This is a genomic window from Pseudomonas sp. GW821-FHT01D09 (assembly GCF_059422465.1).
This window is the reverse complement of the sequence record NZ_JBWKWY010000014.1, coordinates 110,678-133,495: the sequence shown is the minus strand read 5'-3', so window position 1 is coordinate 133,495 and position 22,818 is coordinate 110,678. Positions and strand designations below refer to the sequence as shown.

Sequence of the window (22,818 nt, the reverse complement as noted above, 5' to 3'; positions counted from 1 at the left end):
GTCGAATTCTGCGTAACTCTTTGTTTACCAAGGAGTTTTCCGTTTCGACTGCGCCGGAAGTGGGGCGAATTATAGACTTCCAGGATCTGCCGTCAAGGGTTAATTACGCTTTTGTTGCAGAAGGTGCTTTTTTAGCAATAAGGCGGGGAATTCGGCGCATCACCGGTGGAATCCGCAGGACCAAAAGCAGCCCTCCTATAGAAGCATAGATAGCCCACTCCTTCAGATCGGCACGCACGATCCACAGCATATGCAATAAACCAAGCCCCAGAATCACATACACCAGGCGATGCAGCTTCTTCCAACGAGCGCCTAGCCGACGTTGGCTGTAGCGATTGGATGTCACCGCCAACACCAGCAAGCACAGGAAACCCAACATTCCCACAATAATGTAGGGGCGTTTGCGCAGCTCGACGCCCAACTGCGACCAATCCAACCCAAGGATAAATACACAATAAGCCGCAAGGTGCAGCACCACATAAGCAAAGCACCACAACCCCAACTGCCGGCGCACGGCGATCCACCCCGCCCAACCGCTCAACTTTTGCAGCGGCGTCATCCCTAGTGTGACCAGCAACAGGATCAGAGTTCCCAACCCCAGGCGATCCACCAGTACTTTGCCGGGATCAGGCCCCAAGGTGAGACTCCAAGCCTCATACAACCAGTACAACGGCCACACCGCCGCCGCGATAAAGACGCCGAGGCGCCAGATGGGGTAGCGCATCAGTAGTTTTTCCGCAGATCAAGGCCCGTATAAAGAGAAGCGACCTCATCCGAGTAGCCATTGAACATCTGCGTCTCGCGTACATTCGGGCTGAACAAGCCGCTAGGCAGACGCCGCTCCCGCGCCTGGGTCCAGCGTGGGTGATCGACCGTAGGATTCACATTCGCATAAAACCCATATTCATCCGCTGCAATACTTTGCCAGGTGGTCTTGGGTTGCTCGCTGACCAGGCTGATCCGCACGATGGACTTCACACTCTTGAAGCCATACTTCCACGGCACCACCAAACGCAGCGGCGCGCCGTTCTGGTTGGGCAATTCCCGCCCATACATGCCCACGGCCAGGATCGCCAAAGGGTTCATCGCCTCATCCAGGCGCAACCCTTCTATATAGGGCCAGTCGATCAGGCCGAAACTTGAACGCTGGCCCGGCATGCTCTTGGGGTCCTGCAGGGTTTCAAAGCGGATGTACTTGGCCCTGGAGGTCGGCTCCACCTGTTTAAGCAAAGCCGATATGGGAAAGCCTATCCAGGGAATGACCATCGACCACGCCTCGACACAGCGTAGACGGTAGATTCGCTCTTCCAACTGATAGGGCTTCATGAAGTCTTCCAGGGCGTAGCGCCCCGGTTTTGCGACCTCACCATCAATCACGACGCTCCATGGCTCGGTCTTGAGGGAACCGGCATTCGCCGCCGGGTCGCCCTTGTCCGTACCGAACTCATAGAAGTTGTTGTAATGGGTCGCATCTTTGAACGGCGTGATGGCCTCGTCTTTGACCGTCACCGCCTGCCATTGCGTGCCAGGCAGCTTCTCGACAAACCAGCCGGGAGCCTTGCCAGGCTCGACATCGGCATAACGCGCAGCATCAGCTGCACTTGCCCAACGCGGCAGGCTGCTGGCAGCAATACCAGCCAGCGCGCCACCAAGCAAACTGCGGCGGGAGAAATAGAGGGATTGCGGGGTGACATCCGATTCGTGGCAGTCGGACGCTTTGGGTAACTTGATTAACATGGCAACTCCGCAGCATTGGAGAACTGATGCACCAATAGACTGCGGAGTATGGGGGAAATTACATTAAGGCAATGTTTTGCCCCGGCGCAGATGCAACAGGTACTGAATCGGCCCCGACGCCGCATACACCAGGAATGCCAGCAGCAGAATGCGCGGTGGATCGCTGAAGACCACGGCGAACACCAGCACCACCACCAAAATGGCCACAAACGGCACGCGCCCTTTGAGATCCAGCTCCTTGAAGCTGTTGTACTTGATATTACTGACCATCAGCATGCCTGCTGCCGCCACCATCAACGCCACCAGGAACGACATCTTGGAGCCCTGGATGCCGTAATCACTGAACGCCCAGACGATACCCGCCACCACGCCTGCCGCAGCCGGGCTGGCCAGCCCGATGAAGTAGCGCTTGTCCGCCGTCCCCACCTGGGTGTTGAAGCGAGCCAGGCGCAATGCGGCACCGGCGACATAGATGAAGGCAACCATCCAGCCGACCTTGCCCATATCCCCCAGGGCCCAGGCGAATGCCAGTAACGCCGGCGCAACCCCGAAGGCAACCATGTCCGACAACGAATCGTACTCGGCACCAAAGGCACTTTGGGTATTGGTCATCCGCGCTACGCGACCATCAAGGCCGTCGAGCACCATCGCAATGAAGATCGCAATGGCCGCAAAACCGAAGTATTTGCTCGCGCTCGCCGCATCACCTGCCGCCAGCGCGCTCTGGGCACTCATGGAATTGATGATGGAGTAGAAACCGGCAAACAGGTTCGCCGTGGTGAACAGGTTGGGCAGAAGATAGATGCCACGATGCCGGACCTTGCGGCCTTGTGCGTCATGCCCTTCTTCGACATGCTCATCGATCGGCAGCAGGCTTTCGGCGTCAGAGGCCTGGTTTGGCTCTTCGGGACGTTCGCTCATGGACTTTACCTTGCAACGGTGTGAAAAAATTCGACAGACACTTGCGGCGAGTGTTCGCCCGCAAACGATGCAGCTTTATACCAGAACCGGCTCTCAAACGAAAAAACGCGGCCGAGGCCGCGTTTTTTGTAGATACGCGCGACTTAGTTCTTGGCTTTGTCGACGATCTTGTTGGCACCGATCCACGGCATCATGGAGCGCAGTTGCTCGCCGATGACTTCGATACCGTGTGCGGCGTTGTTACGACGCTTGGCGGTCATCGAAGGGTAGCCGGTAGCGCCTTCGCTGATGAACATTTTGGCGTATTCGCCGTCCTGAATACGTTTCAGGGCGTTGCGCATGGCCTGACGGGATTCGGCGTTGATCACTTCCGGGCCGGTCACGTACTCGCCGTATTCGGCGTTGTTGGAGATCGAGTAGTTCATGTTGGCGATACCGCCTTCGTACATGAGGTCAACGATCAGCTTCAGTTCGTGCAGGCACTCGAAGTAGGCCATTTCTGGCGCGTAGCCCGCTTCAACCAGGGTTTCAAAACCGGCTTTTACCAGCTCAACGGTACCGCCACACAGAACGGCTTGCTCGCCGAACAGGTCGGTTTCGGTCTCATCCTTGAAGGTGGTTTCGATGATGCCGGTACGCCCGCCGCCAACGCCAGCTGCGTAGGACAGTGCAACGTTCTTGGCGTTGCCCGAGGCGTCCTGGTAGATCGCGATCAGGTCAGGGATACCGCCGCCCTTGACGAACTCGGAGCGCACGGTATGGCCCGGTGCTTTCGGCGCGATCATGATCACGTCGAGGTCAGCGCGCGGTACAACCTGGTTGTAGTGGATCGCGAAGCCGTGGGAGAAGGCCAGGGTGGCGCCTTTCTTGATGTTCGGCTCGATTTCGTTCTTGTACAGCGCGGACTGGAACTCGTCCGGGGTCAGGATCATGACCAGGTCGGCAGCCGCAACAGCGGAAGCCACGTCAGTCACTTTCAGGCCGTGGGCTTCAGCCTTGGCCACAGTGGCCGAGCCTTTACGCAGGCCGACAGTGACGTCGACGCCGGAGTCTTTCAGGTTGCACGCCTGGGCGTGGCCCTGGGAGCCGTAACCGATGATGGCGACTTTCTTGCCCTGGATGATCGACAGGTCACAATCTTTATCGTAATAAACTTTCATGAGGTTCCTCTATATATCCAGGCCGTAAGGCCATTCGCTAATTGGGTTAGATGCTGAGTACTTTGTCGCCACGGGCAATCCCGGTGACACCACTGCGTACGGTTTCCAGAATCGAGGCCGTCCCGATCGACTGGATGAAGCTGTCCAGTTTGTCGCTGGTACCGGTCAGTTGAACGGTATAAACGCTGGCGCTCACATCGACGATCTGCCCACGATAAATATCGGTAGTGCGCTTGATCTCGGCACGTTGGGCGCCCGTGGCCTTGACCTTGACCAGCATCAGCTCACGCTCGATGTGAGCACTTTCCGACAAATCGACCAGCTTGACCACTTCGATCAGTTTGTTGAGGTTCTTGGTGATCTGCTCGATCACCTCATCGTGGCCCACGGTGGTCAACGTCAGGCGCGACAGGGTCGGGTCTTCGGTCGGCGCCACGGTCAGGCTTTCAATGTTGTAGTTACGCTGCGAAAACAGGCCGACCACACGAGACAGAGCGCCCGGTTCGTTCTCCAGAAGCAGGGAGATAATGTGCCGCATGATTAGGTTCGCTCCGTCTTGTTCAGCCACATATCGCGCATTGAGCCGTCTTTGATCTGCATCGGGTAGACGTGCTCGCTGGTGTCGACCTGAATGTCGAGGAACACCAGGCGATCCTTCATGGCGAACGCCTCTTCCATCTTCGGCTTGAGATCCTTCAAATCGGTGATGCGCATGCCGACATGGCCATAGGCCTCAACCAATTTGACGAAGTCAGGCAGCGACTCCATGTAGGAATGGGAGTGACGACTGTTGTAGCTCATGTCCTGCCATTGGCGAACCATGCCCAACACACCGTTGTTCAGACAGACGATCTTCACCGGCAAGCCATATTGCAGGCAGGTCGACAGTTCCTGGATGTTCATCTGGATACTGCCTTCGCCGGTGACGCACGCAACGTCGGTCTCCGGGAAACTCAGCTTCACCCCCATGGCCGCCGGGAAACCAAAGCCCATCGTGCCCAGGCCACCGGAGTTGATCCAGCGGTTAGGCTTGTCGAACTTGTAGTACTGCGCAGCGAACATCTGGTGCTGGCCCACATCGGAGGTCACAAAGGCATCGCCCTTGGTCACTTCGCACAGGGTTTCGATCACGGTCTGTGGCTTGATGATGCTGCCGTCGCCCTTGTCGTAAGGGAACAGGCCGCGGTCACCGCGCCACTCGTCGATCTGCTTCCACCAGCTGGCAACGGATTCTTTGTTCGGCGTCTGACCGATGTCCTTGAGCGCAGCGACCATCTCGGTCAATACGCTTTCCACAGGCCCCACGATCGGCACGTCGGCCTTGATGGTCTTGGAGATGGACGCCGGGTCGATGTCGATGTGGATGATCTTGGCATTCGGGCAGAACTTGCTCGCGCCATTGATTACCCGGTCATCGAACCGCGCGCCCACGGCCAGGATCACATCGGCGTGGTGCATGGTCAGGTTGGCCGTGTAGCTGCCGTGCATGCCGAGCATGCCGACGAACTGACGATCCGAACCCGGGAAGGCACCGAGGCCCATCAAGGTGTTGGTCACCGGCAAGTTGAGCAGCTTGGCCAGTTCGGTCAAAGGCGCGGAACCGCCGCCCAGGATCACGCCGCCACCCGAGTACAGCACGGGGCGCTTGGCCGCCAGGAGCATTTCTGCCGCCTTGCGGATCTGCCCCGAGTGCCCACGCACGGCCGGGCTGTAGGAACGCAGCTTGGCTTTCTTCGGGAAGACGTATTCGAATTTTTCCGCCGGGTTGGTCATGTCTTTCGGGATATCGACCACCACAGGCCCCGGACGACCGGATTGCGCGAGGTAGAAGGCCTTTTTCATGACTTCCGGGATTTCCGAGGCGTGCTTGATCATGAAGCTGTGTTTCACGATCGGCCGGGAAATACCGATCATGTCGGTTTCCTGGAATGCATCAGTGCCCACCATGGTGCTCGCCACCTGGCCGGAAATGATCACCATCGGAATAGAGTCCATATACGCAGTCGCGATGCCGGTAATGGCATTGGTTGCGCCAGGGCCGGACGTTACCAGCACCACGCCGGCTTTACCGGTGGCACGGGCATAACCGTCAGCCATATGGGTCGCGGCCTGTTCATGGCGAACCAGGATATGGTTGACCGCCGGTTCCTTGAACAGTGCGTCGTAGACATGCAGCAGAGCACCACCCGGGTACCCGTAGATATAGTCGACGCCTTCGTCACGCAAAAAGCGGACGAGCATCTCACCGCCAGATAAAAGCTCCACGTTGTTCACCTCTAAAACGCCAGAATACCGTCCGTTGAAAACCGACGGGTCTTAATAGGTTTACTTCTCAACAGAGCATGAGCGACGGTGGTCGCCGACTACGTCAGCACTGACTGAGCAAGTATTGGGATCGTCCCAAGTGTTGCGGGCTTTTCCCACCCAGCGCGAGGTAACGCGTTGCGGGTGTAACAGGTCGGCGCGGATGTGCGCCTCATGATCTGCTGAGCGGGCCTGCTTCTGGCAGTCCCGATACAGCGGACTTTGGATTCTTCTGTTTCAGCCCCTTCAAGTCAAGCAATAATTGCGCTTTTTTCCAACTAAGCGCATGAGAACGTAGAAGAAAGGGCTTTGAGGAGGGATAAAACTCGCCTGAATGTCGTCAAGCGGTAGAAATGTGCGCAAGACTGCCGAAAAACCCGGCAGTCAGGCAATTAACGAGCGCCGACGATCAATTGGTCGAACTTTTTCAGCGCAGACCGCAAGCCGAGGCTCTCCCGGGGGCGATCGGCGTAGACCATCTCGGCCATCTCCAGGATGCCCGACGCATTGGGCAGCGGCAGGTCCTGTTCGAGGATCTGTTTCATCCGGGTCAGGAAGATCCACTGCAACCACTGATGAAAATCCAGGGTATCCACGGAAAACGGCTCGACACTGCTCAGCGCCTCGGCACTGGGGGACACTTCATCCCACCAGCCCGCCAGGCGCAATTCACGCTCTATCAGCAACAGCTGCTCGGCAATCGCCGGAAAACGCACATCCATCACAGACTGACCTTGGCCTTTTGCCGAGCCTGGGCGGCACCGGCGGCATCCCCCTGCTTCTCGCGCGCCTGGGCAATCAAGCCCCAGAGGCTGGCTTGCAGGTCAGGACGACCGTTGGCCATGGTCAGGCCACGACGGGCAAACTGCTCGGCTTGCGCGGCGTCACCCTGGGCCATGCGCACTTGTGCCAGGCGGTAGAGCACCTGCGGTTCACGCGGCGCGACACGCTGGGCGCGCTCAAGGCTGGACGAGGCACCGTTCAGGTCGCCACCGGCCTGCTGTTGCTGCGCGGTGGTGAGCAAGGCCAGGACCGGGCCATCCAACTGCTCGTCGGCAGACAGGCCGCCGGCATTGGCGGACGGAATCCCGCTCGGGGTCGACGGCATGTTGTAGGTGCCCTGGTTGACCGGCGCGGTATCAATCGGCGCGGAGGTCGACGGCCCCGGTGTGATCGGGCCCGGCGTCCAGGGTGCCGAGCTGATCGGCGCAGACGTGGTGGCACCACCGCCCGGCACCATCACCACCACCCCGGAATCCTGGGGCACGGCCTGGGTCGTGGCAGGGTTTGGACGGGTGACCACGGTCTGGCGAAAACCGCCATTGGCCGAGATCCGGTCATTGTTGGATACGGCCGTACCGGAATCCACCACCGGGATGGAGCCGCGCTGCACGGTGGAGCAACCACTGAGCAAAGCCAATGTTGTAACAGCTGGAATCAACCACTTGTTCACTTGAAACCCTCTTTGCTTAATTCATCCAGCCCTTGACCCAATCCATCACCGAATCCGCATCCGTGGGCACACCTGTGCCACACGGCGCGCCGGCTGGCGGTTCGCTGCCGCGAATATACGGCATCTGCACCGCGCCCGGACAGTTGGCGTCGGAGCCCTGACCGGTATGGGGATCGATCCAGGCCTGCACGATATTGTCAGGTTGCGGCATGTTCAGGGGCAGCGGGTCGGCCTTGCGCATAAAGCTGGTCCAGACCTGCAGGGCGCCGGTCGCACCGGTGAACGGTGTCTTGCCATTGTCATCGCGCCCCAGCCACACCACTGCCAGCAGGTCCTGGCTGAAACCGGCGAACCAACTGTCACGGGAGTCGTTACTGGTGCCGGTCTTGCCGGCCAGCGTCAGGTTGGACGGCAGCACGCTGTACACAGAGCGCCCCGTGCCTTCACGCATGACGCGCTGCATGGCGTTCTGGATCAGGTAGATGGAGGCCGGGTCAAAGCGCTGTTCGATCTGGAACGGGTAGCGCTTGAGCGGTTCGCCTTCGGCCGTGAGGACACTGCGGATCCCGCGCATCGGCGTATTGAAGCCACCGTTGGCCAGGGTCTGGTACATGGTCGCGACTTCCATCGGGCTCAGCCCCCCCGCGCCCAGCAACATCGAGGGGAACGCCGGGAACTCGCGGCTCACGCCCAGTCGCGCCAGAGTCTTGAGCACATTCGGCACCCCCAGCTCCAGGCCAAGCCGCGCCGTGGACAAGTTGTAGGAATGGGCCAGGCCCTGGTACAGGAACACCGTACCGTGGGAGCGACGATCATAGTTCTGCGGCTTCCACACCTGGCCGTCGGCGCCCTTGACCGAAAACGCTTCGTCGGACAGCCAACTGGTCAGGGTGTACTTGCTCGGTTTTTCCAACGCCGTGAGGTACACCGCCGGCTTGATCAGCGAGCCAATCGGGCGCACGGCATCCAGCGCGCGGTTGAAACCGGCGAAGCTGGCCTGGCGGCTGCCGATCATGGCCTGGACTTCACCGGTTTCCGGGTTGGTCACTACCATGGCCGCCTCGACTTCGTCCGAGCCTTTACGCCCGGCCAGGCGTTTGAAGGTGTCGCTGACCGAAGCTTCGGCCTTCATCTGCAGGATCGGGTCGAAACTGGTGAAGATGCGCAGGCCTTCTTCGGTCAAGTCCTCGTCGCGATAGTCTTCGCGCAACTGGCGCTTGACCAGATCGATAAAGCCGGGGAATGAACTGTCGGCCAACTTGCCACGGGTGGTGACGCCCAGGGGCATCTTCTTCGCGGCGGCTACCTGCTCTGCAGTGGCTACGCCCTGCTGTTCCAGGACGTCGAGCACCAGGTTGCGGCGCTCCAGGGCCCGCTCCGGGTTACGGCGCGGGTTGTAGTAGGACGGCCCCTTGACCATGCCCACCAGCAACGCCACCTGGTGCAGCTTGAGCTCGGACAATGGCTGGCCGAAGAAGAACTGGCTGGCCAGGCCAAAACCGTGCACCGCCCGCTGGCCATCCTGGCCGACGAACACCTCGTTGAGGTAGGCCTCCAGGATCTCCTGCTTGCTGTAGTGTAGCTCCAGCAACATCGCCATCATGGCTTCGGTGAGTTTGCGGGTCAGGCTGCGTTCACTGGTCAGGTAGAAATTCTTGACCAATTGTTGCGTCAGCGTACTGCCGCCCTGGGTCATCCGCCCGCCGGAGGTGTTGACCCACACCGCGCGGGCGATGGACTTGGGCGAGACGCCCCAGTGGCTGTAGAAGTCCCGGTCTTCGACCGCAACCAGGGTTTCCAGCAGGTACGGCGGCACCTGATCGATCTTGATCAGGATGCGATCTTCAAGGTTCTTCGGGTAAATCCCGCCGATCAGCAGTGGCTCAAGGCGCACCACCGGCAGCTTGCCGCCATTGAGGGCGGACAGTTCGGCCACGTAATCGCCGGAGAAGCGCACGCGCACCGGTTGCGCCGTTTCCAGGCCTTCATAGAACTGGAAGCCCCGGGTATTCAAATCCACGGTATTGCCGCTGACCGCCGCCGCCCCCGGGCCGTTGGCCACGGCTTCGCGCCGGTAGCCCAGCGCGTCGAGTTCGGTCAGGAAGTCTGCCTTGCTCAGTTTCTGGCCGGTAAACAGCTCCAGCGGGCGAGCGTAGACCTTCGCCGGGATGGTCCAGCGTTTGCCAGAGAACTTCTCCTGGACCACGGCATCGAGGTAGACCGCGATGCCTGCGATCACCACCAGGCCAACCAGGCCGAGCTTGAGCGCCCAGCCCAGCCAGGGGCGCAGGCTACGGGAAGGAGGTTTTTTACGGGAGCGGGGAGATCGGGTACGAGTCATGGCGGCGGATTATACGCATTTTATTGATGATCAACATGAACCGGACGGCGGTTTGCATGACCGGCTTGAGCGGCCATAATGCGCTCCACTCTTTTCCCAGACTCCGAAGGATCGCCTGTGAGCCAGCCACTGATTGCCGCCCTGCAAAACCCGGCCCTGTTTCCTCATCCGGTAGAAGCGTTTCAAGTCATCGAAACCCATATTTCCTGGGTCCTGCTCACCGGTCCCTATGCCTATAAAATCAAGAAGCCGGTGAACTTCGGCTTCCTCGACTTCACCCAATTGGACGCCCGCAGCCACTTCTGCAACGAAGAGCTGCGCCTCAACCAACGCCTGACGCAAGATTTGTATCTTGACGTGTTGCCGATCACCGGCAGCGTCGAAGCGCCGCAACTGGGCGGCGAAGGCCCTGCCATCGAATATGTGCTGAAAATGCGCCAGTTCCCGCAAAGCCAACTGCTGAGCACCTTGCAGGCCAATGGCGAGCTGACCTGCGGCCATATCGATGAAATGGCCAGCCAGATTGCGCAATTCCACCTCAACGCGCCCAAGGTTCCCGAGGCGCACCCCGCCGGCACCCCGGACGAGGTGATGGCGCCGGTGCGGCAGAACTTCGAGCAGATCCGTCCGTTCCTCAGCGACAAGGCCGACCTGGCCCAACTGGACGCGCTGCAAGCCTGGGCCGAGAGCAGCTTCGAGCGCCTCAAGCCCCTGCTGGAACAACGCAAGCTCAATGGTTTTATCCGCGAGTGCCACGGTGATATTCACCTGGGCAACGCGACCATGATCGACGGGCACGTGGTGATCTTCGACTGCATCGAGTTCAACGAGCCGTTTCGCTTCACCGACGTGTGTGCCGACACCGGCTTCCTGGCCATGGACCTGGAAGACCGCGGCCTCAAGTCCCTGGCCCGGCGCTTTATCAGCCAGTACCTGGAACTGACCGGCGATTACCAGAGCCTGGAGCTGCTGAACTTCTATAAGGCCTACCGTGCCCTGGTGCGGGCCAAGGTCGCACTGTTCAGCATGCCGCCCGAGGCAACGCCCGTGGAGCGCGCAACCACCCTGCGCCAGTACCGCAACTACGCCAACCTGGCTGAAAGCTACAGCACCATCCCCTCGCGCTTCCTGGCCATTACCCATGGCGTGTCGGCGACCGGCAAAAGCCATGTGGCGATGCGCCTGGTCGACGCCCTCGGCGCCATTCGCCTGCGCTCCGATGTAGAACGCAAGCGCCTGTTTGGCGAGCAACAGGTCGAAAACACTCCGCAAGCCGGGATCTATGCCACGGACGCCAGCGCCGCGACCTACACCCGCCTGCATACCCTCGCCGAAACCGTGCTGCGCGCAGGCTTCCCGGTGGTACTGGACGCGACCTACCTCAAGCGCGAGCAACGCGCCGCCGCTGCCCAGGTCGCAGAAGCCACCGGTGCGCCCTTCCTGATCCTGGATTGCAATGCACCGCAAGCCGTTATCGCCAGTTGGCTGGCGAAACGTCAGGCAGATAAAAACGATCCGTCTGACGCCACCCTGGCGGTCATTGAACAGCAACAAGCCAGCCGCGATCCCCTGAGCGCTGAAGAGCTGCTGCTGAGCAAGCGGGTCGAGACCAATGAAAGCGGGACGCTGGACGCGCTGGTTGCCCATGTCCGCCAGCGCCTGCCAGGGCTGTAGGAAATATTTCACGGCCGTGATGCGGTTAACAGCTCACGGCCCAAAATAGTGGCACTATAATGGCATCATACATCCAACAGGAGATGCCGCCATGGGCCAGCCGAAGCTGCTTGATACTCCGCTCTACGCGCTGCTGCATAAAGATGACATCCGTGGCTTCAATCAGGAACGCCCCAAGGATGGCCCCATTGATATGCAGGGCGGCGACTTCCGTGGGCTTGACCTGCGCCACCTGGACGCCGAGGGCGTGGACTTCACCGACGCCTACTTCCGTTCGGCCGACTTGCGTGGCCTGGACCTGCGCGGCTGCTCGCTGGAAGGCGCCAGCCTGGCCCATGCGCAGATTTCGGGCACTTACTTCCCGGCCGAATTGAGCGCTGACGAGATCCTTATGTCGGTCAATTTCGGTACTCGCCTGCGTTACCGCACCCGCTGACAGCCCCCCCTTATCCCCGGCTGCGCGCAACGCGGGCTGGGGGCTTGCGCCCACCACCGTCAAGATTCCAGCGCCAGCCTTAGAAGCGTTTACATCGTTTCTGAGCAAAGAACTACGCTTTTCCTACTGAGCGCTACACTCCTTTCAGGCTTGCCTGGTCACGATACCCACCGAACCATTCGGCCATCGCAAGGAGGCTTGATGAATGATGAGCTGCAACACCTGAAAAACCTTGGCAAGACTTCGGCGCAATGGCTGCATGCGGTGGGCATCCATAGCGCTTCGGACCTGCGCCGCCTAGGCGCGGTGGACGCCTACCGAGCGGTACGCACCCGCGGTTTCCGGGCGTCCAAAGTCCTGCTGTATGCCATCGAAGGCGCCTTGATGGATGTGCATTGGAACGATATTCCCACCGAGCGCAAGGAAGCCTTGAATCGCCAGCTGGAAGCGCTGTCGGCGCACAACAAAAACTGAGAAAGCCCAGTGTTTGCGCAGACTCCAAACAGGCGTTTGAGGAAACTCCCAAGGGACATGAAAACAAATGTTGACTCTCAAATGAGAATCGTTATGATTATCACAACTGGTCGCGAGATCAGCCGATAACTGAAAGACCATTGGTTCGGACTCTCAGCTTATCTCCTCATCAGGCTAATCACGGTTATTTGACCCGGCTCTTGCCGGGTCTTTTTTTGCCTGGGTTTTATGACCCGGACATATGAATACATTCCTTGTGGGTGCTGGCGTGCCTGCGATATCGATCTATCCGTAACCCATGGGCCAACTGACCCACCGCCCTCGCCGGTTCCTACAGGTTTTTAGCGGGCGATGATCAAGGGATGGCCCCGCTCAGGATGGGGCTGTACCAGCACATCCAGGCCAAACACCGCCTTGAGCAGCTCGGGACGCAACACCTGCGCCGGTGTATCCAGGGCATGGGGCCGCCCGTCCTCCAGCAGCAGGATGCGGTCACAGTAACGCGCCGCCAGGTTCAGGTCATGGAGGATCACCAGCACCGCCGCGCCACGGTCGGCAAAGCTGCGGATGGCCTGCAAGGTGGTGTGCTGGTGCAACGGGTCGAGCATCGAGGTCGGCTCGTCGAGCAATAAGGTCTGCCCCGCCTCGCCCGGCCAGAGTTGCGCCAGCACCCGCGCCAGGTGCACGCGCTGGCGTTCACCGCCGGACAACGCCAGGTAGCTGCGCCCGCTCAAATGGCCCACATCGGCGGCCTGTAGGGCGGCGTGGATGATTTCATCGTCGCGCACCCGGCCGGTCTGATGGGGCAAGCGCCCCATGCCCACCACTTCCTCGACACGAAAAGCGAAATCCAGGGTCGACACCTGGGGCAGCACCGCCAGACGCTGGGCCCGTTGCGCGCCCGGCCACTCCTTGAGTTCGCGGTCGTCCAGCCAGACCTGCCCTTCATCCGCGGGCAATTGCGCGCACAACGCGCCCAGCAACGTGCTTTTGCCGGCGCCATTGGGGCCGAGCACACCCAGTACTTCACCGGGTTTCAAGTCCAGGGTCACATCGGCCAATACGGTTTTGCGACCGCGACGGATCTGCAGGTTTTCCACTCGCAGCATCAGGCGCGCCCTCGTAACAGCAGGTAAAGAAAAAACGGCGCGCCGATAAAGGCAGTAACAATGCCAATGGGCAACTCCGCCGGCGCCAGGGCCAGGCGGGCCGCCAAATCGGCGAATAACAACAGGCTCGCCCCCGCCAGCACCGACGCCGGCAGGAGCACGCGATGATCCGGCCCCGCCAGCAGCCGCACCAGGTGCGGCACTACCAGCCCGACAAAGCCGATCAGCCCTGCGGCGGCGACCGCTGCGCCAACCCCGAGGGCAGTGCAAAACACCAGCTCGCGCTTGAGCCCCTCGACATTGATCCCCAGGTGACTGGCTTCCGACTCCCCCAGCAGCAAGGCATTGAGCGCCTTGGCCCGGCGCGGCAGCCACAACGCCACACCGACACTGACCAGCAGCAACGGCCACAACCGCGAGTAGCTGGCGCCATTGAGGCTGCCAAGGTTCCAGAACGTCAGGGTGCGTAAGGTGGCGTCATCCGCCAGGTAGGTGAACAGGCCCACCGCCGAGGCCGCCAGGGCGGTCAGGGCGATGCCGGCCAACAACATGGTCGCGACATGGGTCTGGCCGTCGCGCCGTCCCAGGCGATAGACCAGCGCGGTCACGCCCAGGCCACCGAGGAATGCACACAGCGACAGCAGATACGGCCCCACGGCGTCCGGCAGGCCACCGAAGGCCGCGCCGCCGACGATGGCCACCGCCGCCCCCAGCGCCGCGCCACTGGATACGCCGACCAGCCCCGGGTCGGCCAACGGGTTGCGAAACAACCCCTGCATGGCGACCCCCGACAGCGCCAGCACCCCGCCGACCGCCAGCCCCAGCAAAGTGCGCGGCAAACGGATCTGCCCCAGAATCAGTTCAGCCTGCTCCAGGCCTTGGGCCTCGATGGGCACGCCCAGTAAGCGTAACGCGGCACGTAATGTGTCGAGCAACGGCAAGCTGACCGGCCCCAGGGCCAGGGACAGCCAGATCGCCACGGCACACAACAAACTCAAGCCGATAAACAGCGCGCGAGGTTTAACCAGAGTGGTCATGGGGCGGCTTGGGTTTTAGCGGGGTAGAACCCGGCGGACAAGGCTTGCAGGCTGGCTGGCAAACGAGGGCCCAGGCCACCGACCAACAAGGTGGGGTCCAACTCAAACACCCGGCCGGTCTTGGCCGCCGAGGTGTTCGCCAGAATCGGGTTTTGCTTGAACAAGGCCGCGCGGGCGGCCTCGCCGCTCAGGGCGCGGTCGGAGAACACCAGCACGTCAGGACTCAGCCCCGCCAGGGATTCCACGGAAAATGGCTTGTAGCCACTGTGCGTCGCCAAGTTGTGCCCGCCGGCGTGTTGCAACACCCAATCGGCGGCCGTGTCCTTGCCGGCGACCAGTGGCTTGCCACCGGCATGCCCGAGCACCAGCAGCACGCCCGGGGCCTTTTGCCGGGTTTGCGCCTGGGTCACGGCCGCTTTTTGCCGGTCGAGTTGCTGTTGATACGTACCGAACAGGGCCGCAGCCTTGTCTTCAGCCCCCAACAGCTTGCCCAGGTGTTGCAGGTTGCCTTGCAGGGTCGGCAGGTCCGGCTGCGCGGAGAACAGCTCCACCTGCACCCCCGCACTGCGGATCTGCGCCAGCACCGGCGGTGGCCCCATTTCCTCGGTGCCTACCAGGATCTGCGGGCGCAGGCTCAGGATCCCTTCGGCGGACAGCTGGCGCTGGTAACCGATACTGGGCAGCGCCTTGAGCGATTGCGGGTGCTGGCTGGTGGTGTCGACGCCTACCAGCTTCGACTCCCCGCCCAGGGCCGTCACCCACTCCGACAGCGCCCCCCCGGCGCTGACCCAGCGTTGCGGCAGCTCAGCGGCTTGCGCCACGGGGTTGACCAGCAGTCCGACAACAAGCGCAATAGCGCTGGTACTCAGGCGCATAAAAGGGTTTCCTTCCTAGGGGTGGAGCCAGTCATGTGACCGTCTGGCATCGTACTGAGCACGCAGTCGGCTGACGGGCGAAGCCGGCATTTGATAATTGTTTGCATTTGAACGTCAAGCACCAGGCTCGCCCGCAACCCCTGGATTGTCCTGCGGCCCTTGATCTGTACCTGCTGAGAGTATTCATGAAGTTTCTTTGCCCCTCCCACGAGCTTGCCCAAGACAGCAGCCGCGGCTTCGATATCGATGGCCGCAAGTTACTTGCCGTGCGCCGCGAAGGCCGGGTGTATTTCTATATCAACCGCTGCCCCCATCGCGGCGTCCCGCTGGAATGGCAACCTGACCGGTTTCTCGACCCCAGCGCGAGCATGATCCAATGCGCCACCCACGGCGCGTTGTTTCTGATCGAAAGCGGCGAATGCGTGGCCGGCCCCTGCGCGGGCCAGAGCCTGACACCCCTGCCCGGCCGCGAAGACGCACAGGGGCTGTGGGTGCAACTCTAGTCGTTGAGCAGCACAGGCAAAGGGCGATCAATGCAGATTTCCTGTGCACTGACATTCACGCCATAGGCCAGGACCTGCACCCCAGCGGCCTTGGCTTCACGCAGTGCAGCGGCATACCCGGGATCGATCTCCTCGGCCGGCCTTACGCCATCGATGCCGGACACATTCACACAGTACAACTGCACGGCTCGTACACCGTTACGGGCCAAGTGCGCCAACTCCCGTAAATGCTTGGCACCACGCTGGGTCACTGCATCGGGAAACGCCGCGATAGGCGTGCCGTCAAAGCCCAGGGTGACACTTTTGACTTCGACATAGGCCGCGCCGTCGGGGTAGTCCAGGCGAAAGTCGATCCGGCTTTTCTCCTGGCCGTAGGGCACTTCACGCTTTAACGCGGTAAAGCCGTTGAGCTCAGTGATCACCCCCGCATTCAGCGCCTCTTCAACCAACGGGTTGGCCCGCGCAGTGTTGACGCACGCCAGCCGGCCCTGGGGGGTTTGCGCGATCTCCCAGGTGCCCGGCAGCTTGCGCTTGGGGTCGTTGGAGCGGCTGAACCAGACCGGCCCGCCCTCGACCATGCAGTTGAACATCGAGCCGGTGTTGGGGCAGTGAATGGTGAGCAATTCGCCGGCAGCGGTTTCGATGTCGGCCAGAAAACGCTTGTAGCGGCGAATCAGCCGACCTTCTTCGAGGGGAGGATGAAAGCGCATCAGCCTTGCCAGCTCCGCAAGCCACGGGCAATTCGCTCCACCGCTTCCTGTAGGCGATCGAGGTTCTGCGTGTAGGCAAAGCGCACATGATGACCCGCCTGGAAGCGACCGAAATCCAACCCAGGCGTAAAGGCCACATGCTCGGTTTCAAGAAAATGCCGGCAAAACGCGAAGGCATCGCCACCCAAGGCGCTGATATCGGCATACAGATAAAACGCCCCCTCAGGCTCGACCGCAATCCCGAACCCCAGCTCGCGCAAGGCCGGCAGCAGAAAGTCACGCCGGCGCCCGAATTCGGCGCGGCGCTCCTCGAGAATCGCCAGGGTTTGCGGGGTAAAGCAGGCCAATGCCGCGTGTTGGGCCATGCTCGGCGCACTGATGTACAGGTTTTGTGCCAGTTTCTCCAACTCACCCACCGCCGCGGGCGGCGCCACCAGCCAGCCGAGACGCCAGCCGGTCATGCCGAAATACTTTGAAAAACTGTTGAGGACGAACGCCTCGTCATCCACTTCCAGCACGCTGGCCGCGTCAGTGCCGTAGGTCAGGCCGTGATAGATCTCATCCACCACCAGATGGCCATTGCGGGCCTTGATCGCACTGGACAGACCGGCCAGTTCATCACGGGTCAGGATAGTCCCGGTCGGGTTGGCCGGCGAGGCAACCAAGGCCCCCACGCTGTCCTGGTCCCAATAACGCGCCACCAGGTCGGCGGTCAGTTGGTAGCGCACCTCGGGGCCAACCGGAACCAGTTGCGCCGCCCCTTCTACCAGCCGCAGAAAATGCCGGTTACAGGGGTAGCCAGGGTCCGCCAGCAACCAATGCTTGCCGGGGTCCACCAGCAGGCTGCTGGCCAGGAGCAAGGCCCCGGAACCGCCCGGGGTGATCAGGATGCGCTCGGGGTCGATACTCAAGCCATAGCGCTGCTGGTAGAAACCACTGATGGCCTCACGCAGTTCCGGCAGCCCACGGGCGGCGGTGTAGCGGGTCTTGCCGTTGGCCAGCGCGGCCTGGCCGGCCTGGATGATCGGCTCGGCGGTGGTGAAGTCCGGTTCGCCGATTTCCAGGTGGATCACGTCATGGCCGACAGCCTGTAACTCATTGGCCCGTGCCAGCAACGCCATGACATGAAAAGGTTCGATCGCGCGACTGCGAGCGCTATAGGGCTGGGCCATTAGCCTTCCTTAACGGTTGAACAAACCTCGATTCTACCCAACCGGCGCCACAAAACCTGCTGTATTCCCCCAAGACCTGCGTCAGACGTCCAGCAACCCTGTGCAGAACGGCTAAAATCCATAATCGAGACAGTACGCACCCGCTGCGCGGCGCCCTGTGGTGCTTTGCAGACGAACAGGACACTGCCTCGACAACCGGGAGTGGCGCACCCCGAAGCTATCTGGTAAGTTCGCCCGCTTGCAGCCGCAGGGCCGGCAGGTGTCGGTGATGTTGCAATCCTGCGCAATGGATTAGAAGAGTGAGAGGCGGTCTATTCATGTCCACCCAAGCAAAGCAACAGCAGACTCAAGGTCTCGGCGGCTTCGAACCTTACGTAGAAAAGAAGGGCGAAGAGTACATGGGCGAGTCCATGCGCGAGCACTTCACCAAGATCCTGAACAAGTGGAAACAGGACTTGATGCAGGAGGTCGACCGTACCGTTGACCATATGAAGGACGAAGCCGCCAACTTTCCTGACCCGGCCGACCGTGCCAGCCAGGAAGAGGAATTCGCCCTCGAACTGCGAGCCCGTGATCGTGAGCGCAAGTTGATCAAGAAGATCGACAAGACGCTGCAACTGATCAAGGACGAAGAATACGGCTGGTGCGAATCCTGTGGGATCGAGATCGGTATTCGTCGCCTGGAAGCCCGTCCTACCGCAGACATGTGCGTGGACTGCAAGAACCTTGCAGAAATCAAGGAAAAACAGGTCGGCAAGTAATCCCTGCCGGGCTGAACGAATGGGGCGTGCAAACGCCCCATTTTTGTTTCTGGGGTTTGGCGGTTTTCCAGTAATATCCTGGCCATGACAGCCTCTCCCTATATCGGGCGTTTCGCCCCCACGCCCAGCGGCCATTTGCACTTCGGCTCTCTGGTTGCAGCCCTCGCCTCCTATCTCGATGCCCGCGCCAATCACGGCCGCTGGCTGATGCGCATGGAAGACCTCGACCCACCCCGTGAAGAGCCCGGCGCCCAGGCAGCGATCCTGCACGCCCTGGAAAGCTATGGTTTTGAATGGGACGGCGAACTGGTCCGACAAAGCGAGCGGCATGATGCCTACGCCAAAGTGCTGAACGACCTGTTCAACCATGGCCTGGCCTACGCCTGCACCTGCTCGCGCAAGCAACTGGAAGCGTATAACGGCATTTACCCTGGCCTGTGCCGCAATGCCGGCCACGCTCAGCTGGATGCCGCCATTCGCCTGCGGGTCCCTGAGCTGGAATACCATTTCACCGACCGCGCACAAGGCCAATTCCGACAACATCTGGGCCGAGATGTAGGCGATTTCATCATCCGTCGTCGCGACGGCCTGTATGCCTACCAACTGGCCGTGGTGCTCGACGATGCCTGGCAAGGTGTCACCGATATCGTGCGCGGTGCCGACCTGCTGGACTCCACGCCACGCCAGCTGTACCTGCAAGAGCTGCTGGGCCTGCGCCAGCCGCGCTATCTGCATGTGCCGCTGATCATCCAGCCGGACGGCAACAAACTGGGCAAATCCTACCGTTCCCCACCGTTGACACCGGACCAGGCCATACCTTTGCTATTAAGGGCCCTGCGCACCCTCGGCCAGATGCCGGGGGATGAACTGCTCTACGCCAGCCCACGGGAACTGCTGGATTGGGGCATCCAGCACTGGGATGCCAGCCGGATCCCGCGCACACTGACCCTGGCCGAAGCGCAATTGCGCTGAAGGCGCTTGCAGCCTGCCAGCCATCCGTTAACATCGCCGCAGTTTTTCAATCAGAGGCCAACATGTACATCTATCGATTGGTCCTGCTGCTGGTCGTCGGGATCTACCTGTTTTCTCCCGCCATCATGGACTGGTGGATCGACGCCACAGGCGCCTGGTATCGCCCCTATCTGCTGTGGCTGATCCTGATCGTCGTGACCTTCATCCTGCAGAGCCAAAAAGATGCCGATGAGCTTTAGCCTGACCCAGATGCTGCTGATCAGCGCCGCCTACCTGGCCGCGCTGTTCGGGGTGGCCTGGATCAGCGAGCGTGGGATGATCCCGCGGGCGATCATTCGCCACCCGCTGACCTACACCTTGTCCCTGGGCGTGTATGCCAGCGCCTGGGCGTTCTATGGCACGGTGGGCCTGGCCTACCAATACGGCTATGGGTTTCTATCCAGTTACCTCGGGGTGTCCGGGGCCTTTCTGCTGGCGCCGGTGTTGCTGTACCCGATCCTGAAGATCACCCGCACCTACCAATTGTCTTCGCTGGCCGACCTGTTTGCCTTCCGCTTTCGCAGCACCTGGGCCGGCGCGCTGACCACGATTTTCATGCTGATCGGCGTGCTGCCGCTGCTGGCCCTGCAAATCCAGGCCGTGGCCGACTCCATCGGTATTCTCACCCATGAACCGGTGCAACATCGGGTGGCCCTGAGCTTTTGTGCGCTGATCACTTTGTTCACGATTTTTTTCGGCTCGCGGCATATCGCCACCCGGGAAAAACACGAAGGCCTGGTGTTTGCGATTGCCTTCGAGTCGGTGATCAAGCTGATCGCCATCGGTGGCGTGGGCCTGTATGCACTGTACGGCGTGTTCGACGGCCCGCAACAACTGGAACTGTGGCTGCTGCAGAACCAGACCGCCCTCGCCGCCCTGCACACCCCGCTGCAAGAAGGCCCGTGGCGCACGCTGCTGCTGGTGTTCTTTGCCTCGGCCATTGTCATGCCGCACATGTACCACATGACCTTCACCGAGAACCTCAACCCACGCTCGCTGGTCAGCGCCAGTTGGGGGCTGCCGCTGTTCCTGTTGCTGATGAGCCTGGCAGTGCCGCTGATCCTCTGGGCCGGCCTGAAACTGGGGGCCACCACCAACCCGGAATACTTCACCCTCGGCATCGGCATCGCCGCCAACAGTAAATCCCTGGCGCTGCTGGCCTATGTCGGTGGGTTATCGGCGGCCAGTGGCTTGATTATCGTCACCACCCTGGCGCTGTCGGGCATGGCCCTTAACCACCTGGTGCTGCCGCTGTACCAGCCGCCCGCCGAAGGCAATATCTACCGCTGGCTGAAATGGACACGCCGCGCGCTGATCGTGGCAATCATCATGGCCGGCTATGGCTTCTACCTGCTGATGGCGGCCGAGCAGGACCTGGCCAACCTCGGCATTGTCGCGTTCGTCGCCACCTTGCAGTTCTTGCCGGGCGTTCTCTCGGTGCTGTACTGGCCAACCGCCAATCGACGCGGGTTTATTGCCGGGCTGCTGGCGGGGATCCTGGTATGGCTGGTGACCATGCTGCTGCCGCTGGTCGGCAACCTGCAGGGGTTCTACATCCCGCTGCTGAACATGATCTACGTGCTGGATGACACCAGCTGGCACATGGCAGCCATCGCCTCGCTGGCGGCCAACGTGCTGATGTTCACCCTGATTTCCCTGTTCACCAACGCCAGCCCCGAAGAAACCAGCGCCGCCGAAGCCTGCGCGGTGGATAACGTGCGCCGCCCGCAACGCCGTGAACTGCATGCCGCCTCGCCCCAGGAATTTGCCACGCAACTGGCCAAGCCCCTGGGCGCCAAGGCCGCGCAGAAGGAAGTGGAGCAGGCGCTGCGCGATCTGTACCTGCCCTTCGACGAGCGCCGCCCCTATGCCCTGCGCCGCCTGCGCGACCGCATCGAGGCCAACCTGTCCGGGTTGATGGGCCCCAGCGTGTCCCAGGACATGGTGGAGACCTTCCTGCCCTACAAAGCCGGCGGCGAAAACTATGTAACCGAAGATATCCACTTTATCGAGAGCCGGCTGGAGGACTACCACTCGCGCCTCACCGGCCTTGCCGCCGAGCTCGACGCCCTGCGCCGCTACCACCGCCAGACCTTGCAGGAACTGCCCATGGGCGTCTGCTCCCTGGCCAAGGACCAGGAAATCCTGATGTGGAACAAGGCCATGGAGGAGCTGACCGGCATCGCCGCCCAGCGCGTGGTCGGCTCACGCCTGGCCACCATCGGCGATCCGTGGAAAGAATTGTTGCAGGGTTTTATCAACCTGCCGGATGAACACTTGCACAAACAGCACTTGGCCCTTGATGGCCAGACCCGCTGGCTCAACCTGCACAAAGCGGCAATCGATGAGCCCCTGGCCCCGGGCAACAGCGGCCTGGTGCTGTTGGTCGAAGACCTGACCGAAACCCAGATGCTCGAAGACAAGCTGGTGCACTCCGAGCGCCTGGCCAGCATTGGGCGCCTGGCGGCCGGCGTGGCCCATGAGATTGGCAACCCGATCACCGGTATCGCGTGCCTGGCGCAAAACCTGCGCGAAGAGCGCGAAGAAGACGGCGAAATCACCGAAATCAGCGGGCAGATCCTCGAGCAGACCAAGCGTGTCTCGCGCATCGTGCAATCGCTGATGAGCTTCGCCCACGCCGGCGGCCACCAGAATCACGATGAAGCGGTGTGCCTGGCTGAAGTCGCCCAGGATGCCATTGGGCTGCTGGCGTTGAACCGGCGCAACTTTGAAGTACAGTTCTATAACTTGTGCGACCCGGAACACTGGGTGGTCGGCGATTCACAACGCCTGGCCCAGGTGCTGATCAACCTGTTGTCCAATGCCCGCGACGCCACACCCGCCGGCGGTGCCGTCAGGGTCAAGAGCGAAGCGTTCGAGCATACGGTCGACCTGATCGTCGAAGACGAGGGCAGCGGTATTCCACAGAACATCATGGACCGATTGTTTGAACCCTTCTTCACCACCAAGGACCCCGGTGAAGGTACCGGTCTGGGCCTTGCACTGGTCTATTCCATCGTTGAAGAGCATTATGGACAAATCACCATCGACAGCCCGGCTGACACCGAAAGCCAACGCGGCACCCGTATTCGGGTGACCTTGCCGCGTTATGTCGAAGCGACGTCCGCTGTGAACTGAGA

Annotated in this window: 22 protein-coding genes; 8 read left to right on the top strand and 14 right to left on the bottom strand. The window is 61.1% G+C overall.

All coding sequences use genetic code 11. From position 1 onward, the window contains the following. Positions 1-103 precede the first annotated feature (103 nt). From msrQ to mrcB, 9 genes are all read right to left on the bottom strand, one after another. Positions 104-724, bottom strand: a complete 621-nt coding sequence (gene msrQ, locus AC07W7_RS14985; protein ID WP_495039597.1) for a protein-methionine-sulfoxide reductase heme-binding subunit MsrQ — start codon at positions 722-724, stop codon at positions 104-106. Further along, complete coding sequence (gene msrP / locus AC07W7_RS14980; protein WP_169898878.1) at positions 724-1,737, bottom strand: protein-methionine-sulfoxide reductase catalytic subunit MsrP; 1,014 nt, start codon at positions 1,735-1,737, stop codon at positions 724-726. Before msrP ends, msrQ begins: the two co-directional genes overlap by 1 nt. Positions 1,738-1,800: 63 nt before the next feature. Continuing rightward, positions 1,801-2,658: a CDP-diacylglycerol--serine O-phosphatidyltransferase gene (gene pssA, locus AC07W7_RS14975; protein ID WP_076965025.1), complete on the bottom strand. Its 858-nt coding sequence runs from the start codon at positions 2,656-2,658 to the stop codon at positions 1,801-1,803. Between the two features lie 143 nt (positions 2,659-2,801). Further along, a complete protein-coding gene (gene ilvC, locus AC07W7_RS14970) occupies positions 2,802-3,818 on the bottom strand; it encodes a ketol-acid reductoisomerase (RefSeq protein WP_003176099.1) in 1,017 nt (338 codons plus the stop codon). A gap of 46 nt (positions 3,819-3,864) precedes the next feature. After that, complete coding sequence (ilvN, locus tag AC07W7_RS14965) at positions 3,865-4,356, bottom strand: acetolactate synthase small subunit (protein WP_003176102.1); 492 nt, start codon at positions 4,354-4,356, stop codon at positions 3,865-3,867. A 2-nt stretch (positions 4,357-4,358) separates the two neighbouring features. Beyond that, the gene (locus AC07W7_RS14960; protein ID WP_076965047.1) at positions 4,359-6,083 is read right to left on the bottom strand and encodes an acetolactate synthase 3 large subunit; all 1,725 of its coding nucleotides are present in this window, start codon (positions 6,081-6,083) and stop codon (positions 4,359-4,361) included. 431 nt (positions 6,084-6,514) lie between these two features. Further along, complete coding sequence (locus AC07W7_RS14955; RefSeq protein WP_076965026.1) at positions 6,515-6,844, bottom strand: YqcC family protein; 330 nt, start codon at positions 6,842-6,844, stop codon at positions 6,515-6,517. Continuing rightward, on the bottom strand, positions 6,844-7,575 hold the full coding sequence (locus tag AC07W7_RS14950; RefSeq protein ID WP_076965027.1) for a tetratricopeptide repeat protein: 732 nt from the start codon (positions 7,573-7,575) through the stop codon (positions 6,844-6,846). Before AC07W7_RS14950 ends, AC07W7_RS14955 begins: the two co-directional genes overlap by 1 nt. Positions 7,576-7,591: 16 nt before the next feature. Then, entirely contained in the window at positions 7,592-9,916 is a 2,325-nt protein-coding gene (gene mrcB / locus AC07W7_RS14945) for a penicillin-binding protein 1B (RefSeq protein WP_076965028.1), read from the bottom strand. A 117-nt stretch (positions 9,917-10,033) separates the two neighbouring features. Here mrcB and AC07W7_RS14940 point away from each other — a divergent pair, with 117 nt between their 5' ends. The 3 genes from AC07W7_RS14940 to AC07W7_RS14930 all read left to right on the top strand — a co-directional run bounded on the left by AC07W7_RS14940 (position 10,034) and on the right by AC07W7_RS14930 (position 12,500). Beyond that, positions 10,034-11,590: a bifunctional aminoglycoside phosphotransferase/ATP-binding protein gene (locus AC07W7_RS14940; protein ID WP_495039596.1), complete on the top strand. Its 1,557-nt coding sequence runs from the start codon at positions 10,034-10,036 to the stop codon at positions 11,588-11,590. Positions 11,591-11,681: 91 nt separating this feature from the next. Then, complete coding sequence (locus AC07W7_RS14935) at positions 11,682-12,026, top strand: pentapeptide repeat-containing protein (RefSeq protein ID WP_076965030.1); 345 nt, start codon at positions 11,682-11,684, stop codon at positions 12,024-12,026. A gap of 201 nt (positions 12,027-12,227) precedes the next feature. After that, a complete protein-coding gene (locus AC07W7_RS14930; RefSeq protein WP_076965031.1) occupies positions 12,228-12,500 on the top strand; it encodes a TfoX/Sxy family protein in 273 nt (90 codons plus the stop codon). 341 nt (positions 12,501-12,841) lie between these two features. Here the strand turns inward: AC07W7_RS14930 and AC07W7_RS14925 are convergent, their stop codons facing one another. From AC07W7_RS14925 to AC07W7_RS14915, 3 genes are read right to left on the bottom strand one after another with little or no spacing between them, the layout of a single operon-like run. Further along, positions 12,842-13,609: a heme ABC transporter ATP-binding protein gene (locus AC07W7_RS14925; RefSeq protein WP_099170041.1), complete on the bottom strand. Its 768-nt coding sequence runs from the start codon at positions 13,607-13,609 to the stop codon at positions 12,842-12,844. After that, complete coding sequence (locus AC07W7_RS14920; protein WP_099170040.1) at positions 13,609-14,646, bottom strand: FecCD family ABC transporter permease; 1,038 nt, start codon at positions 14,644-14,646, stop codon at positions 13,609-13,611. Before AC07W7_RS14920 ends, AC07W7_RS14925 begins: the two co-directional genes overlap by 1 nt. Continuing rightward, positions 14,643-15,521, bottom strand: coding sequence for a heme/hemin ABC transporter substrate-binding protein (locus AC07W7_RS14915; RefSeq protein WP_495039595.1), 879 nt, complete (start codon positions 15,519-15,521; stop codon positions 14,643-14,645). Before AC07W7_RS14915 ends, AC07W7_RS14920 begins: the two co-directional genes overlap by 4 nt. A 185-nt stretch (positions 15,522-15,706) precedes the next feature. Between AC07W7_RS14915 and AC07W7_RS14910 the strand changes: the two genes are divergently transcribed. Further along, positions 15,707-16,024 (top strand): Rieske (2Fe-2S) protein, encoded by a 318-nt coding sequence (locus AC07W7_RS14910; protein ID WP_076965035.1) that lies wholly within the window; start codon positions 15,707-15,709, stop codon positions 16,022-16,024. On the opposite strand, the gene sfsA is transcribed toward AC07W7_RS14910, so the two are convergent. Further along, positions 16,021-16,734 (bottom strand): DNA/RNA nuclease SfsA, encoded by a 714-nt coding sequence (sfsA, locus tag AC07W7_RS14905; RefSeq protein WP_076965036.1) that lies wholly within the window; start codon positions 16,732-16,734, stop codon positions 16,021-16,023. The genes AC07W7_RS14910 and sfsA overlap by 4 nt on opposite strands. Beyond that, the gene (locus AC07W7_RS14900) at positions 16,734-17,906 is read right to left on the bottom strand and encodes a pyridoxal phosphate-dependent aminotransferase (RefSeq protein WP_495039594.1); all 1,173 of its coding nucleotides are present in this window, start codon (positions 17,904-17,906) and stop codon (positions 16,734-16,736) included. The genes sfsA and AC07W7_RS14900 overlap by 1 nt, the downstream gene beginning before the upstream one ends. Positions 17,907-18,223: 317 nt before the next feature. On the opposite strand from AC07W7_RS14900, the gene dksA reads away from it, so the two are divergent. The 4 genes from dksA (at position 18,224) to AC07W7_RS14880 (ending at position 22,816) form a co-directional block, all read left to right on the top strand. Beyond that, positions 18,224-18,667: an RNA polymerase-binding protein DksA gene (dksA, locus tag AC07W7_RS14895; protein ID WP_495039593.1), complete on the top strand. Its 444-nt coding sequence runs from the start codon at positions 18,224-18,226 to the stop codon at positions 18,665-18,667. An 84-nt stretch (positions 18,668-18,751) separates the two neighbouring features. Next, complete coding sequence (gene gluQRS / locus AC07W7_RS14890; RefSeq protein WP_495039592.1) at positions 18,752-19,639, top strand: tRNA glutamyl-Q(34) synthetase GluQRS; 888 nt, start codon at positions 18,752-18,754, stop codon at positions 19,637-19,639. 62 nt (positions 19,640-19,701) lie between these two features. Beyond that, the gene (locus AC07W7_RS14885; protein WP_003176118.1) at positions 19,702-19,878 is read left to right on the top strand and encodes a hypothetical protein; all 177 of its coding nucleotides are present in this window, start codon (positions 19,702-19,704) and stop codon (positions 19,876-19,878) included. Then, positions 19,862-22,816: a sensor histidine kinase gene (locus AC07W7_RS14880; RefSeq protein ID WP_197881655.1), complete on the top strand. Its 2,955-nt coding sequence runs from the start codon at positions 19,862-19,864 to the stop codon at positions 22,814-22,816. Before AC07W7_RS14885 ends, AC07W7_RS14880 begins: the two co-directional genes overlap by 17 nt. The last annotated feature ends 2 nt before the right edge of the window (positions 22,817-22,818 follow it).

Coding starts and splice junctions, on each gene's coding strand:
- msrQ (WP_495039597.1), bottom strand. CDS start 724: ATGCGCTACCCCATCTGGCGCCTCGGCGTCTTTATCGCGGCGGCGGTG.
- msrP (WP_169898878.1), bottom strand. CDS start 1,737: ATGTTAATCAAGTTACCCAAAGCGTCCGACTGCCACGAATCGGATGTC.
- pssA (WP_076965025.1), bottom strand. CDS start 2,658: ATGAGCGAACGTCCCGAAGAGCCAAACCAGGCCTCTGACGCCGAAAGC.
- ilvC (WP_003176099.1), bottom strand. CDS start 3,818: ATGAAAGTTTATTACGATAAAGATTGTGACCTGTCGATCATCCAGGGC.
- ilvN (WP_003176102.1), bottom strand. CDS start 4,356: ATGCGGCACATTATCTCCCTGCTTCTGGAGAACGAACCGGGCGCTCTG.
- AC07W7_RS14955 (WP_076965026.1), bottom strand. CDS start 6,844: ATGGATGTGCGTTTTCCGGCGATTGCCGAGCAGCTGTTGCTGATAGAG.
- mrcB (WP_076965028.1), bottom strand. CDS start 9,916: ATGACTCGTACCCGATCTCCCCGCTCCCGTAAAAAACCTCCTTCCCGT.
- AC07W7_RS14935 (WP_076965030.1), top strand. CDS start 11,682: ATGGGCCAGCCGAAGCTGCTTGATACTCCGCTCTACGCGCTGCTGCAT.
- AC07W7_RS14930 (WP_076965031.1), top strand. CDS start 12,228: ATGAATGATGAGCTGCAACACCTGAAAAACCTTGGCAAGACTTCGGCG.
- AC07W7_RS14925 (WP_099170041.1), bottom strand. CDS start 13,609: ATGCTGCGAGTGGAAAACCTGCAGATCCGTCGCGGTCGCAAAACCGTA.
- AC07W7_RS14920 (WP_099170040.1), bottom strand. CDS start 14,646: ATGACCACTCTGGTTAAACCTCGCGCGCTGTTTATCGGCTTGAGTTTG.
- AC07W7_RS14915 (WP_495039595.1), bottom strand. CDS start 15,521: ATGCGCCTGAGTACCAGCGCTATTGCGCTTGTTGTCGGACTGCTGGTC.
- AC07W7_RS14910 (WP_076965035.1), top strand. CDS start 15,707: ATGAAGTTTCTTTGCCCCTCCCACGAGCTTGCCCAAGACAGCAGCCGC.
- sfsA (WP_076965036.1), bottom strand. CDS start 16,734: ATGCGCTTTCATCCTCCCCTCGAAGAAGGTCGGCTGATTCGCCGCTAC.
- AC07W7_RS14900 (WP_495039594.1), bottom strand. CDS start 17,906: ATGGCCCAGCCCTATAGCGCTCGCAGTCGCGCGATCGAACCTTTTCAT.
- dksA (WP_495039593.1), top strand. CDS start 18,224: ATGTCCACCCAAGCAAAGCAACAGCAGACTCAAGGTCTCGGCGGCTTC.
- gluQRS (WP_495039592.1), top strand. CDS start 18,752: ATGACAGCCTCTCCCTATATCGGGCGTTTCGCCCCCACGCCCAGCGGC.
- AC07W7_RS14885 (WP_003176118.1), top strand. CDS start 19,702: ATGTACATCTATCGATTGGTCCTGCTGCTGGTCGTCGGGATCTACCTG.
- AC07W7_RS14880 (WP_197881655.1), top strand. CDS start 19,862: ATGCCGATGAGCTTTAGCCTGACCCAGATGCTGCTGATCAGCGCCGCC.